At 77.4% G+C, this 16,566-nt stretch carries 12 protein-coding genes; all 12 read right to left on the minus strand.

Annotation, left to right across the window (positions count from 1 at the left end; all coding sequences use genetic code 11):
- Window positions 1–109: 109 nt before the first annotated feature.
- Window positions 110–4,342, minus strand: coding sequence for an endo-1,4-beta-xylanase (locus E5225_RS14650; RefSeq protein ID WP_167306023.1), 4,233 nt, complete (start codon window positions 4,340–4,342; stop codon window positions 110–112).
- Between the two features lie 261 nt (window positions 4,343–4,603).
- Window positions 4,604–5,335 (minus strand): response regulator, encoded by a 732-nt coding sequence (locus tag E5225_RS14655; protein ID WP_135973912.1) that lies wholly within the window; start codon window positions 5,333–5,335, stop codon window positions 4,604–4,606.
- Window positions 5,335–6,567 carry a sensor histidine kinase gene (locus E5225_RS14660; RefSeq protein WP_135973896.1) on the minus strand — a complete coding sequence of 411 codons (1,233 nt, stop codon included), beginning with the start codon at window positions 6,565–6,567 and terminating at the stop codon, window positions 5,335–5,337. Before E5225_RS14660 ends, E5225_RS14655 begins: the two co-directional genes overlap by 1 nt.
- Before the next feature lie 114 nt (window positions 6,568–6,681).
- Window positions 6,682–8,382 (minus strand): L-aspartate oxidase, encoded by a 1,701-nt coding sequence (locus E5225_RS14665; RefSeq protein ID WP_135973895.1) that lies wholly within the window; start codon window positions 8,380–8,382, stop codon window positions 6,682–6,684.
- Window positions 8,379–8,912, minus strand: a complete 534-nt coding sequence (panD, locus tag E5225_RS14670) for an aspartate 1-decarboxylase (protein WP_135973894.1) — start codon at window positions 8,910–8,912, stop codon at window positions 8,379–8,381. The genes E5225_RS14665 and panD overlap by 4 nt, the downstream gene beginning before the upstream one ends.
- Window positions 8,909–9,889, minus strand: coding sequence for a pantoate--beta-alanine ligase (gene panC, locus E5225_RS14675; RefSeq protein WP_135973893.1), 981 nt, complete (start codon window positions 9,887–9,889; stop codon window positions 8,909–8,911). The genes panD and panC overlap by 4 nt, the downstream gene beginning before the upstream one ends.
- Window positions 9,886–10,917 (minus strand): Rossmann-like and DUF2520 domain-containing protein, encoded by a 1,032-nt coding sequence (locus tag E5225_RS14680; RefSeq protein WP_135973892.1) that lies wholly within the window; start codon window positions 10,915–10,917, stop codon window positions 9,886–9,888. Before E5225_RS14680 ends, panC begins: the two co-directional genes overlap by 4 nt.
- Entirely contained in the window at window positions 10,914–12,623 is a 1,710-nt protein-coding gene (locus E5225_RS14685) for a PH domain-containing protein (protein WP_136225490.1), read from the minus strand. The genes E5225_RS14680 and E5225_RS14685 overlap by 4 nt, the downstream gene beginning before the upstream one ends.
- Complete coding sequence (locus E5225_RS14690; protein WP_135975064.1) at window positions 12,620–13,150, minus strand: PH domain-containing protein; 531 nt, start codon at window positions 13,148–13,150, stop codon at window positions 12,620–12,622. Before E5225_RS14690 ends, E5225_RS14685 begins: the two co-directional genes overlap by 4 nt.
- Before the next feature lie 118 nt (window positions 13,151–13,268).
- A complete protein-coding gene (locus E5225_RS14695) occupies window positions 13,269–13,760 on the minus strand; it encodes a DUF3180 domain-containing protein (RefSeq protein ID WP_135975066.1) in 492 nt (163 codons plus the stop codon).
- A complete protein-coding gene (gene folK, locus E5225_RS14700) occupies window positions 13,757–15,589 on the minus strand; it encodes a 2-amino-4-hydroxy-6-hydroxymethyldihydropteridine diphosphokinase (RefSeq protein ID WP_135975068.1) in 1,833 nt (610 codons plus the stop codon). Before folK ends, E5225_RS14695 begins: the two co-directional genes overlap by 4 nt.
- Window positions 15,586–16,485 carry a dihydropteroate synthase gene (gene folP, locus E5225_RS14705; protein WP_135975077.1) on the minus strand — a complete coding sequence of 300 codons (900 nt, stop codon included), beginning with the start codon at window positions 16,483–16,485 and terminating at the stop codon, window positions 15,586–15,588. Before folP ends, folK begins: the two co-directional genes overlap by 4 nt.
- Window positions 16,486–16,566 lie beyond the last annotated feature (81 nt).

The raw sequence follows: 16,566 nt of genomic DNA on the forward strand, positions 1-16,566 counted from the left end.
CGGGCAGCCGGGGGGGACCGCCCGTGGGGCTCGTCGAGGTGCGGACCGGCCATGCGCCGGCGGTCCGCACCGCGACCCGGCCGGGATGCGTCCCGGCCGGGTCACGCTGTCAGGGCCGCGTGAGCAGCCCCCGCCTGCGGGCGACGACGAGCACGACGCCCGCCGTCAGCACGAGCACGGCGAGCACGCCGAGCCCGAGCCCGGCACCGGTGACGGCCAGGCCGCCCCCGGCCGACGCCTGCGCGGCCAGCACCGTCAGCGTGGTGCTCGCGAGCACCGTGCGGTCGGTCGACGCCTGCAGGACGTACACGCCGGCCGCCGTGCGGGCCGGCACCGTCACCGTCACGGTGGCCGTGCCGTCCGCCGCCGTCGTCACCGTGCCGAGCACGGTGCTGCCGACCGGCGCCGTCGCGGCAGCAGCCGCGCCGACGCCCGCGCCGCCGCGGGCCGTGGCCCCGGCGCCCAGCGAGACGGCGACCCGCTGGCCGGCCTCGAAGCCGGCCAGACGGACGTCGACCCGCCCACCGGCGCGCACCCGCGCCGGGTCGGCCACGATCGACGGCTTCCCGACGGACGGGTTCGTCGGCGGCGCCGTGGGCCCGGTCGTCGGCGGGGCCGTCGGGTCGACGGTCGGGGTCGCCGTCGGCTCGTCCGTCGGCGTCGGGGTCGGCGTCGGGGTCGGCGTCGGCTCCGGCTCCTCCTCGGCCGCCACCAGCTGCCCCACGCCCCAGCGGGACGGGGTCTGGTATCCGGCGCCCGTGGGGTCGGCCCAGTTGCGGATCGACTGACGTGCGCCCGCGGTGGCGTCGTTGACCTGGAAGTCCAGGCCGTGGAACGTGCCGAGACCGGCCTCGCCGAGCAGGCTGATCGCCGCCTCGACGCGGTAGCCGCCGTCCGTGCGGACCACGGCCGACTGCAGGCGGCTCTCCTGGAACGCGGTGTCGCCGGTGCCGAACGAGACCACGTTGTCCGCGCTGATGCGGATCTGCGTGTCGTCGTACCGGTAGGCCGCGCTCTTGTAGTTGCCCGGGTCGACGTAGATCTCGACCGAGTCCTGCACCCACGGGTCGGACCCGGTCACGTCGACCACCGGGTCGGCCACGTCGGCGAGCACGTACAGGAGGTTGCCGCGCCACAGGGTGCGGACCTGGGCGACCGCGCCGCCCGTGCCCTCGACCTGCTTCTCGGTGGCGACCACACCCGCCGCAGACCAGGCCTCGTCCACCTCGCCGTCGACGTCCGGCGCGGTGCCGGTCTCGACGACCTCGAGGTAGGACAGCGCCTCGACGAGCGAGAGGGTGCCGACCGCGCCGGGCGTGTTCCAGCCCGTCGTGGTCGACCCGTCCGTGACGCGCAGGTCGAAGTCGACGGTGTCGCCCTCGGCGGCGTCGACGAGCGGCAGGTGGACGACGGCCGACCAGCCGTCGCCCGACTCGGTGACGACGCCGTCGACGTCGCCCTCGCCGTCCCGCCCGAACGTGTACTCCTCGTCACCGACGACGAACGTCACCGCGTCGCCGTCCTGCACGGTCGCGTCCGCCACCGTGACGTACGCGGTGAGGTGGTCGGCGGCCCAGCGGAGCTGGAACGCGGCCACGTCGTCGATCGCGTGCAGGCGCAGCCGGTCCCACTCGTCGGCGGACGTGGCGTCCCCGTCGAGGGGCACGTCGCCGGCGAACACGTCCGCCGTGCGCAGTCGCGCGGGCAGCTCCGCGTCGGCGGCGCCGTAGTAGGCCGGCTTGGCCGACAGGTCGTCGTCGAACAGCAGCGGCCCGCCCGACGCGTCGCGCCAGCTGCGTGCGTCCGTCAGACCCCACACCGTGACCGAGAACAGCTCGTCGGTGTGCTCGCGGAAGATCCGGAACGCGTCGCGGTAGTAGTAGCCCTGCTCGATGAACCGGGCCTGGCTCTCGGGCGTGCCGGTGGTGACGTCGAGCTCCGTGACGGCCTGCGTGAGGCCGAGCCCGGAGAACCGCTCGAGCGCGTCGTCGAGCGTGGAGACCGGCATCGCCAGGCTGACGTGGAACTGGTGGCCCACGCCGTCGACCGGGACGCCACGAGCCAGCAGCCGCTGGACCAGGTCGTAGTACCGCTGCTGCTTGCCGGCCTGCTCGGTGTTGTAGTCGTTGATGAACAGGGTGACGGGACGCTCGACGCCGGGCGCCGCGTACTCGTCGTTGAACGCCTCGTCGGCGTACTGGAACGCCAGGTCGACGAACTCCTCGCCGAGGATCCGGTACCACTCGCTGCGGCGCATGCCGTCGGCGAACTCGGAGCCGTCCGAGATGACCTCGTTGACCACGTCCCAGGCGACGAGCGGGTTGGTGTCCGACCCGAAGAGGCCGTACTCCGCCGCCATGTACTCCGCGATGTCGAACACGTGCGTGCGGAGCCGGTCGCGCAGCACCTGCTGGCCGGCCGCGTCCGCGGCGAGCGGCTGCCCGGCGGCGTCCTGGAAGAACCAGGCCGGCGTCTGGGCGTGCCACGCGAGCACGTGCCCGTACACGCGCAGGTCGTTCTCCTGCGCGTACCGCATGATCGCGTCCGCCTCGGGGTGCGGGGTGAACGTCGTGCCCGCGTACCAGGCCTCGGGCTTCATGTGGTTCTCGGGCGTGAGCTGGTCGAAGTGCCGCTCGGTGAGCTCCGCGGCCGAACCGACGGTCTCGCGGCTGTCGATGGCCACGCCGAGCGGGAAGTCGACCGTGCCCTTGAGCGGCGGCAGGTCCTGCACCGTGCCCGGGGCCGTGGCGGTGATGGAGATGTCGTCGACGAGGAACGTCGAGGTGTTGCCCGGGTCGGTGCTGCTGACCCAGGTGGTCTCGAGGTAGACCTCCTGCACGCCCGTCGGGACCGTGAACCGGCCCGTCACGCGCGTCCACTCGGTGGTCAGGCCCGTGAGCTGGACCAGGTTGCTGTAGCCGTCCGTCTCGCCGGTGCGGGTGTGGGCGCTGAGCGTCATGTCGCCCGGCGTGCCCTCGAACCTCACCCACGCCTCGAGGTCGTAGCTCGTGCCGGGCACGAGGACCCCCGCGACGGGGACCTGGATGCCCTGGCCCTGCGACGTGCGGCCGCTGACCCGCGCCGCGTGGTCGCTCTCGCGACCGGGCTCGACGACCTCGACGGTCGGCGTCCCCGCACCGTCGGCGCGTGCCGACCAGCCCTGGAGGGTGCCGTCCTCGAAGTCCGCCACGATCGAGGCGCCGGTCGGGGCCTCGGCCGCGCCGCCCTGCGGCAGCGTGAACGTCCAGCCGTCGGCCAGCCGCTCGGTGACGACCGTGCGCGTCGCCGCGACGGAGGCCGCGCGGTCGCCGCCGCCGTCGTGCACGAGCACGAGCTGGCCGGCCTGCATGGCCGTGCGGAGGTTGGCCGTGAGCACGGCCTCGTCCTGCGTGGCCCAGTCGTTGATCGTGTTGACCACCCCGAGCGGCTGCATGCCGAGCGAGACGGCGACCGCCGGGGTCGCGCCCCACGAGCCGTTGGGCGCGCGGAAGTACGGCACCGGGGCGTCCGGGTCGCCGAGCGCCTCGCGGATGATCGCGAGGTTCTCCACGAGGTCGGCGCGCACCTGCTCCGCCGTCCAGGAGCCCATGTCGTCGTAGCCGGTGGAGTGGTTGCAGAGCGTGTGGCCCTCGCGGACCATCCGCTGGAGCAGCTCCGCGCCGCCCGGCGCCTCGATGTTCTGGCCGATGACGCAGAACGTCGCGGGCAGCTCGTTCTCGGCGAGGAAGTCGAGGAGGTCCGCCGTCTCCCCCGGGTTGGGGCCGTCGTCGAACGTGAGCGCCGCGACGTCGCCCGTGCCGCGCGCGGCGGTGACGGGGGTGGCCGTGGGGTTCACGGCGCCGCCCGGGACGACGTCGGGGTCGGGCTCCTCACCGTCGGGGGCCGTGCGGGTGACGAGGACGTCGTCGAGCAGGAACGACGGCTTGAGGGACCCGTCCCACGGTCCGGCCTCGAGGGCCAGCTTCACCGTGCCGGCGTCGACACCGGCGGGGACCGTGTAGGCACCGGTGATCGTCGTCCACGCGGTCGTGCTCACGGCCGTGGCGCCGACCGGCGTGTAGGCGCCGTCGTACAGCGTGAAGCGCCCGACCGAGTCGGCCGCCTCGTCCACCAGGCGGATCCGCGCGGAGAACGCGTACTCGACCCCCGCCTCGAGGACGCCGGTGGCCGACTGGACCGAGTCCCACGTGTTCGCACGCGTCGAGATGCTCAGGGCCTGGCCGGCACCCTCGGCGACGTGCTCGAGCGTGGGCGTGCCGCTCTGCTGCAGGTCACCCAGCGTGCCGTCGTCGAAGTCCGCCTCCAGCACGACGACGGGGTCGGCAGCGTTCGCCGCGCCCACCACGAGGGATCCCAGGAGCGGGGCGACGACGAGGCTGCCGACGACCAGTGCTCCGATCCCGATAGTTTCGCGACCTCGACGGGGCCTACGTGTGCGACGCATCGACGCTCCCTTGCGCAATGACGGCAGTGAGACTGCAAAGTACGTCATGATCATGGGCTGAACTAGCGTCCAGCGGAAGGTTCGCCCGCTCGCTGTTGCGCGATCGTGACCGAAATTATCGGTCGTCCCACGTCTCCGCGGCGGTGCGGCGGGCCGCCGTCAGGGCCGGCCCGCGTCGTGCACCACGCGCGCCACCTGCACCCGGTTCGCGGCGCCGAGCTTCGCGTACAGGTGCCCCACGTGCGTCTTCACCGTCGCCAGGCCCAGGTGGAGCTGCGCGGCGATCTCCGTGTTGGACAACCCCTCCGCCACGGCCAGCGCGACGTCGCGCTCGCGCGGGGTCAGCCCCGCGAGCAGCCGCCGCGCCGCCACCCGCCGACCCGCGTCCTGCGGCTGGGCCACCGACGCGATGAGCTGCGCCGTCACCGTCGGGGACAGCGCCGGCTCCCCCGCCGCCACGCGGCGCACCGCGTCGACGAGCTGCGCGGGCGGCGTGTCCTTGAGCAGGAACCCCGCGGCGCCCTCGCGGAGCGCGCGGAGCACCAGCTCGTCGGCGTCGAAGGTCGTCAGGACGACGACGCGGGCGGCCGAGCCCCGCGCGCGCAGCGTGCGCAGCGCCGTCAGTCCGTCGACGCGCGGCATGCGCACGTCCATGAGGACGACGTCGGGACGCAGCCGCAGCACCTCCGCCACGGCCTCCTGGCCGTCCGCGCACTCGCCGACCACCGAGAGCCCCGGATCGCCGCCGAGGATCAGGCGCAGGCCGGCGCGCACGAGCGCGTCGTCGTCCACGACGACGACCCGCACCGGCCCCGGCACCGCACCCGGGCCGCCGCCCGACCCCGCCGGCGCGCCCCCGTCCGGCACCGCCGCACCCGCTCCCGATCCCATCACGCCGACCACGGCAGCCACGCTCTCACGACGAACCGGCCGGCCGCGTCGGGCCCGTGCTCGAGGCCGCCGCCGGCGAGGGTCGCCCGCTCGCGGGCGCCCACCAGCCCCAGCCCCGCCCCGGGCACCCGGGACCCCGCGTGGACGCCCACGGGCGCCGCGTCGTTGACGACCGTGAGCTCCAGCCGCCCGCCGGGCTCACCCGCGAGGCGCACCGCGACCGGCGCCCCCGGCGCGTGCTTCTGCGCGTTCGTCAGCGCCTCCTGCAGCAGCCGGAAGGCCGTGCGCGACACCGACGCGGGGACGCCGGAGAGCGACGTGCGCGTCGCACCGGGCAGGGCCGAGACGTCGAGCGTCACGGGCGCGCCCGCCTCGTCGACGTCCGCGAGCAGCGCGGGCAGCTCGTCGAGCGTCGGCTGCGGCGGCTCCTCCTCCGTCGCGGCGGGCGCGTCGGCGCGCAGCACGCCCAGCACCTCGCGCAGCTCCTCGAGGGCGCGGTGCGCTCCGTCGCGGACCGTCTCCGCGGCGGCGCGGACCTCGTCGCGGCTCAGGTCGTCGCGGAACGCGAGGCCGCCGGCCTGCAGCGCGACGAGCGAGATCCGGTGCGCGAGGACGTCGTGCATCTCGCGGGCGATCCGCGTCCGCTCGGCGGCGCGCGCCTGCTCGGCGCGGGACTCCTGCGCCGCCTCCGCGACCAGGGCACGCTCCTCCAGCGAGCGGACGAGCTCGCGGCGCGTGCCGACGTAGAAGCCGATCGCGACCAGCAGCCCCCAGACGAGCGCGGACAGCCCCAGCGCCGGCAGCAGCATCACGCCGACCCGCTCGTCGCGGACCACGGTCGCGTTCAGCATCTCGTTGGCGACCGAGCCCAGGAGCCAGACGCCGCCGACGGGCAGCAGCTCGCGCCACCGGCGGCGCGTGGCGAGCGAGACGAGCGCGAGGGCGGCCGGCCCGACCGCGAAGGTCGACACGGACGTCGCCGCGACGAGCAGCACCGCCACCACGACGGGCACCTGCCGGCGCAGCGGCAGCAGCGCGAGCGAGCCGAGCCCGATCAGGAGGTCGGCGGTGACGAGCAGCCCGATGCCGAGGGACCCGGGCTCGGGCGCGTTGGTCGACGCGTCCAGCACGACGACGGACCAGACGACGAGGCCGGTGCCCCCCGCCACGAGGTAGCGCCAGGTGCGCGACCACGGGCCGAGGCGCGGGGGGACGGGTGCGGGAGGGGGCATGTCCCGGAGCCTAGGGACGGCACCGCGTGCACCGGATCGGACCGGCGGACGCGACGTCTCCCCCGCCGGGGGGAGGTGGTGACGCTCCGCGGAGGACGGACCGCGGGTGCGCCCTCACGCCGGGCGGACGGGGGCGCGCGTGACGCCCACCGCCCCGCCGGGGCCGAGCGCCACCTCCACGCGGACGCGCCAGTCGTCCGACGAGGCCGGGAAGTCGGTGCGGGCGTGCCCGCCGCGCGACTCCTCGCGCGCGAGCGCCGCCTGCGTCAGCACCGTCGCGACCTGGTGGACGTTGGTCGTCTCCCACTCGGCGGTCTGCGGGGCGGCGAGGGCGCGGCCGTCGTCGTGCCGACGGTGGGCGTCGGTCGGCACGGCCGCGAGCGCGTCCACGGCGCGGCGCAGGCCGTCGCCCGACCGGAGCACGCCGGGCCCGTCGGTGGCCGCCCGCTGCACGCGCGAGCGCGCCGCCGCCGCCACGAGGGCCGCGTCCCCGGGCCGCTCGACCGGGTCGCCGTCCGTGAGGAACCCGCCCTCCAGGCGCGCGACCACGTCCCGCGCGGCCCGGTGCGCGAACACCAGCCCCTCGAGCAGCGAGTTCGACGCGAGCCGGTTCGCCCCGTGCACCCCCGTGCACGCGACCTCCCCCACCGCGTACAGCCCCGGGACGGACGCCCGCCCGTCGAGGTCCGTCACGACCCCGCCCGAGTGGTAGTGCTGGGCGGGCGCGACCGGCACGAGGTCGGTCGTCAGGTCGATGCCGTGCTCGAGCAGCCGCGCGTGGATCGTCGGGAAGCGGCCGCGCAGGAAGTCGGGGCCCAGGTGGCGCGCGTCGAGCCAGACGTGGTCGGTGCCCGTGGCGGCGGTGCGCCGCACGATGGCGTGCGCCACGACGTCCCGGGGCGCGAGCTCGGCCAGCGGGTGCTCGTCCGGCATGAACCGGAAGCCGTCGGTGTCGAGCAGGTACGCGCCCTCGCCGCGGACGGCCTCCGAGACGAGCGTCAGCTGGCCCTTCACGCCCGAGCCGAGCCACAGCACGGTCGGGTGGAACTGCACGAACTCCAGGTCCGCGAGCCGGGCGCCCGCGCGCAGGGCCGCCGCGATGCCGTCGCCCGTGGCGAGCGCCGGGTTGGTCGACGAGCGGAACACCTGCCCGATCCCGCCCGTGGCGAGCACCACGGCCGGGGCCAGCGCCGCCCCGACGCCGTCGCGGGAGCCCTCCCCGATGACGTGCAGCGTCACGCCGCGCACCGGACCGGGTGCGCCGTCGGGACCGGGCTCGCCCGTGAGCACGTCGAGGACCAGCGCGTGCTCGACGACCTCGATGCCCGGGTCGTCGCGGACCGCCACGATCTGCGCCACGAGCGCGCGGGAGATCTCCGCGCCCGTCGCGTCGCCGCCCGCGTGCGCGATGCGGTCCGTGAGGTGGCCGCCCTCGCGGGTCAGGCTGATCGCGCCGTCGGGACCGGTGTCGAAGACCGCACCACGGGCCACAAGCTCGTGCACCCGGGCGGGCCCCTCCGTCACGAGCACCTCGACCGCGCGCGGGTCGCACAGGCCGGCGCCGGCCACCAGCGTGTCGTGCAGGTGCGCCGCGGGCGAGTCGCCGGGGTCGAGGGCCGCGGCGATGCCGCCCTGCGCCCACACCGTCGACCCGGACGACAGCACGTCCTTGGTCACGAGCAGCACGCGGCGCACCCGCGTGCGCAGCTCGAGGGCAGCGGTCAGCCCGGCGACGCCGGAGCCGACGACGACCGCGTCCGCGTGCACCGTCCAGCCGGGGGCCGGGGCCGCCAGGCGGGTCGCGAGGTGGGTCACCGGCTGCCGGGGCGGCCGGCGTCCGGGGCGTGCCCGGGCGCGTGCGGGGCGTGCCCGGGCGCGTGCGGGGCCGACGCCACGGCGGCGCGCCCCTCGCCGAACGGCAGGCCGCTCGGCACGAGCCCGGCCTCGGCGGTCCACGCCGCCGGCACCTGGCCCGGGTCCTCGTTCGTGTCGAGGACCTGGTTGTCCGCGTCCACCAGCACGACGTGCGGGCTGTACGTCCGCGCCTCGGCGTCCGACATCGTGCCGTAGGCGATCACGATGACGACGTCCCCCGGGTGCACGAGGTGCGCGGCGGCGCCGTTGACGCACACCTGCCCCGAACCCGCCGCGCCGGCGATCGCGTACGTCGTCAGGCGGGCGCCGTTCGTCACGTCGACGACGTCGACCTGCTGGCCCGGCAGCACGTCGGCCGCCGCGAGCAGGTCCGCGTCCACCGTGATGGAGCCGACGTAGTGCAGGTCCGCCGCCGTGACCGTCGCGCGGTGGATCTTGCCGGTCATCATCGTGCGCTGGAGCGTGGTCACGCGGCACCTCCGGCCGTGCGGACGCCGTCGGCCCCGGGGGCCGCGGCTGAGGTCGGGTCGGTGCCGCCGGCGCCCCCGAGGGCCACCGGCGCGTTGTCGATGAGGCGCGTCGCGCCGATGCGCGCGGCGACCAGCAGCAGCGCGTCGCCGGTCGTGGCGTCGGCGTCGGCGAACGTCGCGGGGTCGACGAGCGCGACGTAGTCGACCGCGTCGTCCGCGGTCAGCGCCGCGTCGAGCGTCGCGCGGGCGGCCGTCCGCACGGCGTCGGGCCCACCGCCGGCCGCCGCCGCACCCGCACGCAGCGCCGCGGACAGCGCCAGCGCACGCGCGCGCTCCGCCGCGGACAGGTAGGCGTTGCGGCTCGACAGGGCCAGCCCGTCGTCCTCGCGGACCGTCGGGTGCGCGACCACCTCGACCGGCACGTCCAGGTCGCGCACCATCCGCCGCACCGCGGCGAGCTGCTGGGCGTCCTTGGCCCCGAACACCGCGACGTCCGGCCGCGTCAGGTGCATCAGCTTGAGCACCACGGTCAGCACGCCGTCCAGGTGGCCGGGGCGGGCCGCGCCCTCGAGCACGTCGCCCACGGCGCCCGCCGCGACCCGCACCACCGGGTCCCCGCCGGGGTAGACGACGTCCACCGTCGGGGCGAGCACGACGTCGCCCGCGCCGAGCAGGCCCTCGCCCGTGAGCCGGCGCAGGTCGCCCTCGAGGTCGCGCGGGTAGCGCGCGAGGTCCTCGGTGGGGCCGAACTGCAGCGGGTTCACGAAGATCGTCACGACCACGGCGTCCGCGAGCTCGCGCGCGCGCCGGACCAGCGCGAGGTGCCCGTCGTGCAGCGCGCCCATCGTCATGACGACGGCACGCAGGTAGGGGCGCCCGCCGTCGGCGTCGTCCGCGGCGAGCGCGGCCTCGTCCTGCGCGTCGAGCGCGCGCTCGAGCGACTCGCGGTCGTGCACCAGCACGGGACTGCCCGTCATGCGTCCTCCTGCGGCGACGTGCCGCCGTCGTCCTGCCCGTCCGGGCCCGGGGACCCGGTTCCGTCGTCAGGGTCCAACGCGGTGGGGCCGGCGTTGATGCCCGCGAGCGCGTCCAGGACCCGCTCGGCCTCCGCCGGGCCCAGGAGGCCCGCCGCGAGCGCCCGCGACGTCGCCGCGCGGGCCAGGGCACCGTACCCGCTGGGCACGTCCACCGCGCCCGTCGCGGCCCCCAGTGCGGCGAGGGTCACAGCGTGCTCGTGCACGGTCCCCGCGTCCCCGCGGCGCACCGGGCCCGTGAGCGCGCCGATCGCGCCGGGCCCGTCCGCGCCGGTGGCGTCCTCGGCGCGCAGCGCCCCGTCGAGGGCGGCGTCGAGCAGCGGGCGCAGCACGCGGCCCGGCTCGGCGACGCCGGCCGCACGCAGCGCCTGCGACGCCTGCGCCACGAGGACGACCAGGTGGTTCGCCGCGTGCGCGAGGCCCGCGTGGTACAGCCCGCGCGCCCCCTCCGCGAGGACGACGGGCTCCCCGCCGACCTCCACGACGAGCGCCTGACCGATCGGCAGCACGGGTGCGGGTGCGGTCACCGCGAACGCGCAGCCGACGAGCCGCGCGAGGTCGAGCGACGTGCCCGTGAACGTCATGGCGGGGTGCAGCGCGAGCGGGATGACCCCCGCGGCGCGCGCGGGCGCGAGCACGTCCACCCCGAAGCGCCCCGACGTGTGCACGACGATCTGCCCCGCCTGCCAGCGGCCCGTCTCCGCGAGCCCCCGGACGAGCCCCGGCAGGACGTCGTCCGGGACGGCCAGCAGCACGAGCTCGCTGCGCCGGACGACCTCCGGCACGTCGACGACCGGTACCCCCGGCAACAGCGTGGCGGCCCGCTCGCGGGACTCCTGGGACACCGCGCTGACCGCGACCACGGGGTGCCCGGCGCCGCGCAGCGCGTTGCCGAGCACCGCGCCCACGCGGCCCGCCCCGACCACGCCGACCCCGAGGCGCCCGGGGCGGGCGGCGGGGTCGGCGCTCACCGCGGGTCCCCGGGCCCGGCCGGACCGTCCCCCGGCAGTGCGGGGCCGTCCCCCGGCAGCGCCGGCCCGTCCCCGGCCCCGACGCGCGCGCCGACGCCCAGCGACGCAGGCGCGTGCGGCGCCTCCGCCGCCCGCATCCACAGCTCCGGGCCCGCGACGGCCCGCGCCTGGCGCGCACGCTCCGCCTGCTCGCCCAGCAGGGCGCCCGCGACCGCGCCGTCGAGGTGCGCGACCTGCGGGCTGACCGGCCCGGGCGTCGAGTGCGCCACGAACGTCGCCACGCCGAGCCGGCGCTGCACCGGCCCCTGCGTGACCGCGAGGCTCTGCGTGCGCTCGTGCGGCACGACGACGACCGTCCGCCACCAGCGGCCCGAGCGCATGATCAGCGCGGTGCGCGTCACCAGCACGCCGTGCCGGCGCCAGCCGAGGGGGTCGAGCCAGCGGGCGCGGCGCGGCGCCGGCGTGAAGCCGCCGTCGTCGCCGGACCCGTCGTAGGCGGCGTCGAGCGCGGCGAGCGGGTCGTCCGTGCCGAGGTCGGGCAGCACGAGCCACATCGCGACGGCCGCCTCCTGCCGGGTGGCGACCGGGTGCAGCACGGACTCGTTGGTGGCCTCGGCGCCGTACCCGGCGACGTTCATCTCGATCCGCCACCAGTCCGGGCGCCGCCACAGCGGTCCCTGCGTGAGCCGCACGGCCTGCACGCGCCCCGGGGGCACCGTCTGCGTCCGCGTCTCCGTCAGGCCGTGGCGCAGCCGGATGCCGTCGGGCGACGTCGCCGCGCGGAACGTCGCCGCGACGTTGAGCCGCCCCCAGACGTAGCCGCCGATGCCGAGCGCGCCGGGCACCACGACGAACAGGGGGCCCACGTCGCGCGCCGCGACGGCCCCGACGACGCCGCCGGCGACCGCCACGAGGAACACGTACGGGGCCCCGGAGCGCAGGATCGAGCGGACGAGGCGCGGCATGGGCACCTCGTACACCTGCTGCTCGGGGGCCGCGGCGAACGTGGGCGCCGGGGCTCCACCCGGCGCACCTGCGGCAGCCGGCGCCCCCGCGACCGGAGCGGCGCCGCCGGCCGGGACGTCGATCGTCCCGCCGACCGTCCCGCCGACCGTGTGCTCCCCCGGCCCGGCCGTGCCCGCCGGGGCGACCGCGCCGGCACCGGGTGCGGCCGGCGCCGCGGCCGCGGGCCGCAGGCCCGCCGACAGCGCGAGGATCTGCGCGCGCAGAGACTCGGCCTCCGGCTCGCGCAGGAACGCGAGCTGCACGGCGGAGCCCGTGCCGCCGGCGACCTCCAGGTTCAGCTGCGCGAGCCCCAGCAGGCGCGCGAGCAGCGGCTGGACCACGTCGACGGCCTGCAGCCGGTCGAGCCGGGCCTGGCGCTGCTGGCGGAACAGCAGGCCGGTGCGCAGGTGCACCGCCTCGTCCGTCACCGCGAACCGCGTCACGCGCCACGCGAGCGCGGAGTACACGAAGCCGACGACGGCGACGAGGAGCAGCACCCCGATCACCACGAGCCACGCCCGGCCGGGGCCGAGCCACTCCCCCAGGCCGCGCAGGTTCTCCACGGCCTGGTAGCCGGTGTACGCGAGGAACGCGACGAAGACCTTCCAGCCCCGCAGCGCGGGCGTCACGGGGTGCATGCGCCGCCAGTCGTACGCGTCCTCCGGCGCCGCCTCCGGGACCGGCCGCAGGTCAGTGCTCACAGCCCCGCCAGCCGGGCCTCGCCGCGCGACGCCAGCCGGTCGCGCAGGCGGGCGGCCTCCTGCGGGGGCAGGCCGGGGATCGTCGCGTCGGTGCCCGGCGCGGCGGTGTGCAGCTGGACCGTGGCGATGCCGAAGCGACGCTGCACGGGGCCGGCGCTCACGTCGACGTACTGCATGCGGCCGTACGGCACGACGACCAGCTGGCGGAACAGGATGCCGCGGCGGATCAGCAGGTCCTCGGCACGCTCGGCGTACGCGAGCGCGCGGACCTGCCGCACCACGAGCAGCGCGGGCCAGAGCACGAGCACGGCGGTCACCGCGGGGAAGACCCACACCCAGCCGACCCCGATGAGCGCCGCCATCCCGGCGAGCAGGAGGACGAGCCCGCCGCCCCACAGCCCGAGCATGAGCAGGCGCACCGTGGCCAGGCGCGTCGACACCGGCGTCCACGTCACGTCCGCGGGGTCGAACGGTCCGGCGGCGGGGGCCGCGGGCGCGGGGACGTGCCCCGGGGTGTCGGTGGTCATGGGCACCATCCTGGCACCGGGCGCGCGGGCGCCGCGCCACCCGCGGGACGCGTCCGTGCTGGTCGTCGCGGACGACCGGGCGCCGACCGCCGTCCCGGTCCGGGGCGGCGTGGCGCGGTCAGACGACGCCGGCGTCCGCGTCCGGCTCGCCGCGGCGCTCCCCCTCGCCGTCCGACGGCGGGACGCGGCAGAAGTGCTCGGCCACGAGGCCGACCCCGGCCAGCACGGCGGCGCCGAGCGCCGCGACGGCCGCGGCGCCCGCGCGCGACGGGTTGCCCGGCACGTCGGCGTCCGTGAGGAGCGACAGCGTCTGGCCGCCGTACCAGCCGACGAGCAGCGCGCCGGTGTAGCACGACGCCTTCGCCAGCACCGCCGTGCGCGCCGCGCGCAGCGGGCTCAGCGACGGGCGCCTGCCCTGCTGGTACTGCCGCACGGTCCACCCCAGCGCGAGCACGAACCCGGCGATGACCAGCTCGACCGCGACGACGAGCCACGGCACCTCGGGCGGCGTCGACGCGCCCCGGCCGACGGTCATCCGCATGAGCCACCACGTCACCGCCGTGGTGGCGGCGGCGAGGAGGAGCAGCGTGCGCAGGCGGGTCGCGGTCACGGCCGGTACGCGTCCCCGTGCGGGTCACCGGGCCACGGGCCGGGCGCCGTCGGCGGCACCGCCGGGGACGTGCCGGTCACCGGCAGGAACGGCCGCGGGCCCTCGGGCGGTGCGGAGGGGTCCACCGAGCGGACCGGGTCGAACGGGGACGACGTCGCGGCCTCCGGGGACGCGTCGGCGCCGCGCGGGCGGTCGGCGCCGTCCCGGTGGTGGGCGCCGTACGGCACGTCCGCGTCGTCCCGGTGGTCCGCCCCGTACGGGCGCTCCGGGTCGCCGTCGTGGTCCGCGCCGTACCGCTGGACCGTCTCGCCGGCGTCCGGGCCGCCCGGCTCCGGGCTGGCCGCCGGGACGGGCGCCGTCAGCCAGTCGAGCGCCATCCAGCGCACGCCGTCCCGGTCGGGCGCCGTGGCCGCGAGCCGCGCGACCGGGCCGCCGCCCAGACCCGGCAGCACCGCCTCCGGGTCCACCTGCGCCCACGGCTCGAGCACGAACGCGCGCTCGTGCGCACGCGGGTGCGGCAGCTCGAGGTCGTCCGCGACGGCGAGCGTCGTCCCGTGCACGACGATGTCGATGTCGAGCGTCCGCGGGCCCCAGCGCTCGAGCCGCTCGCGGCCGTGCCGGTGCTCGACCGCGTGCACCGCGCGCAGCAGCTCGCGCGGCGCGAGCGTGGTCCGCGCCAGGACCACCGCGTTGAGGTAGTCCGGCTGCTCGGGCCCGCCCACCGACGCGGTGCGGGCCAGCGGCGACACCGCCACGATCTCCAGCCCGGGGACGGCCGCGAGGTCCGAGACCGCCCGCCGCAGCGTCTCCTGCGCCGGTCCCAGGTTCGCGCCCAGGGCCAGCACCGTCTCGACCGCGGTCGCGGGGGCGCGGTCGAGCTCGTCGCTCAGCACGTCCCCCTCGACGACGTCGTCGTCGACCGGCGGCATGAGCTGCGTGTGCGCGTCGGCGAACGGCTCGGGCCGCGGGTCCTGCGGCGGGTACGCCGGCTGCTCGTCGCGCACGGGCGGGAGGAGCTGCGTGCGGGCGTCGGCGGACGCGTCGTCGTGCGCGGGTGCGCCGCCCTCGCCGGCACCGGCGTGGTCCGGCTCGTGCCGCGGCCCGCCGTGCACCGGCAGGCCCGCCGGCGGTGACGCGGCGCCCGCCGCGACCGCCGGGAGCACCCCGGTGGGCACGGCGCCCGTGGGCGCCGGCGCGACGACGAGCGGCCCCGACCCGTCCGGTCCGACCTCGACCCCGCCCGGCAGCTCGACGGGCAGCTCGGCCGGGTCGCGCGGCAGGTCGGCGGCCTCGGTGGTCACCGCGACGCCCGGGGCCGGGGTCACGGGCAGCGGCGCGGTCGGCGGGTGCAGCAGGGGCTGCCGCGGTCCGGCCGGCGCGCGGCGCGGCTCACCGGTCGAGGGCCGGTACGGCTCGGCGGCCGGCAGCTTGGTCCGGTCACGCCGGATCGAGACGACGACGTCCCCGAACGGCACCGTGATCGGCGCCTGCGGCTTGTGGACCGCCACGTCGACGGCGTGCACGTGCGGCTGCACGAGCACGGTCGCCGCGATGCGCTCCGCCACGGTCTCGATCAGGTCGGCCGGGTCGCCGGCGAGCACCGCCGCGACGTGCTCGGCCAGCGTGCCGTAGTTCAGCGTGTGGGCGAGGTCGTCGGTCGCGGCCGCGCGGCGCGTGTCGAGGTGCACCACGACGTCCGCGACGAACGTCTGCCCCTCGCGCCGCTCGTGCGCGAACACCCCGTGGTACCCGGTCGCGCGGATGCCCTCGAGGCGGATCTGGTCCAGCCGTCGCCCGCCGCCGTCCTGCACGTCGTCCTGCGCGCTCACCGCACTCCCTCCGGCCCGGGCGTCCTGCCCGCAGCATGCCCCACGCGCACCGTCGCGCGCCCGGCTTCCGTCGTCGTGCCCGTACCCACCGGCCCTGTGGACGCGGCCCTGCGCCACGCCGCCGCGACCCGCACGGCGGCGGCCGACGCGGCGACCTCGTGCACGCGCACCGCCCACACGCCCGCCGCCGCGGCGAGCGCCGAGACGGCGGCCGTCGCGTCGTCGCGCTCGGCCGGCGGCACCGGGCGCCCGGCGGGGCCGGCCAGGAGGTGGCCGAGGAAGCGCTTGCGGCTCGCCCCGACCAGCACGGGGAACCCGTCCGCGACGAGCTCGGGCAGGTGCGCGAGCAGCGGCCAGTTGCTCGCGCCGGTCTTCGCGAAGCCGAGGCCGGGGTCGAGGACGACCTGGTCGTCGCGCACGCCCGCGGCGCGCAGCGCGTCCACGCGCTCGGCCAGCTCGCGCCGGACGTCCGCGACGACGTCGTCGTACACGTCGTGCGCGTCCATGACGTCGGCGTGCCCGCGCCAGTGCATCGCGACGTACGCCGCGCCCGTGCCCGCCACCACCGCGGCCATCTCCGGGTCGGCCACGCCGCCGCTGACGTCGTTGACGAGCACGGCCCCCGCCTCGACGGCGGCCCGGGCGACCGAGGCGCGCGTGGTGTCGACGCTGACCGCCGCGCCGGCGTCCACGAGCCGGCGCACCACGGGCAGCACGCGGGCCAGCTCCTCGTCGACCGGCACGCGCGCCGCACCGGGCCGCGTGGACTCCCCGCCGACGTCGAGCAGGTCCGCCCCCTGGGCGGCGAGCTCGAGCGCGTGCGCGACGGCGGCGTCGGCGTCGAACCAGCGGCCGCCGTCGGAGAACGAGTCGGGCGTGACGTTGACGACGCCCATCACGAGCGTGCGGCCGGGGTCGCGCAACGCCGCCGGCAGGGCGGTGAGCCGCTGGTCCGCGGGCACGGCCACGCCGCCGCG

Origin of the sequence: Cellulomonas shaoxiangyii (assembly GCF_004798685.1) — a bacterium.
In the GTDB taxonomy this organism is placed as follows: domain Bacteria; phylum Actinomycetota; class Actinomycetes; order Actinomycetales; family Cellulomonadaceae; genus Cellulomonas; species Cellulomonas shaoxiangyii.

Bases quoted from the DNA above. Each gene is read 5' to 3' on its own strand.
- E5225_RS14660 (WP_135973896.1), bottom strand. From the start codon at position 6,567: ATGCCCCCTCCCGCACCCGTCCCCCCGCGCCTCGGCCCGTGGTCGCGC.
- folP (WP_135975077.1), bottom strand. From the start codon at position 16,485: ATGGGCGTCGTCAACGTCACGCCCGACTCGTTCTCCGACGGCGGCCGC.
- E5225_RS14655 (WP_135973912.1), bottom strand. From the start codon at position 5,335: ATGGGATCGGGAGCGGGTGCGGCGGTGCCGGACGGGGGCGCGCCGGCG.
- panC (WP_135973893.1), bottom strand. From the start codon at position 9,889: ATGACGGGCAGTCCCGTGCTGGTGCACGACCGCGAGTCGCTCGAGCGC.
- E5225_RS14690 (WP_135975064.1), bottom strand. From the start codon at position 13,150: ATGACCACCGACACCCCGGGGCACGTCCCCGCGCCCGCGGCCCCCGCC.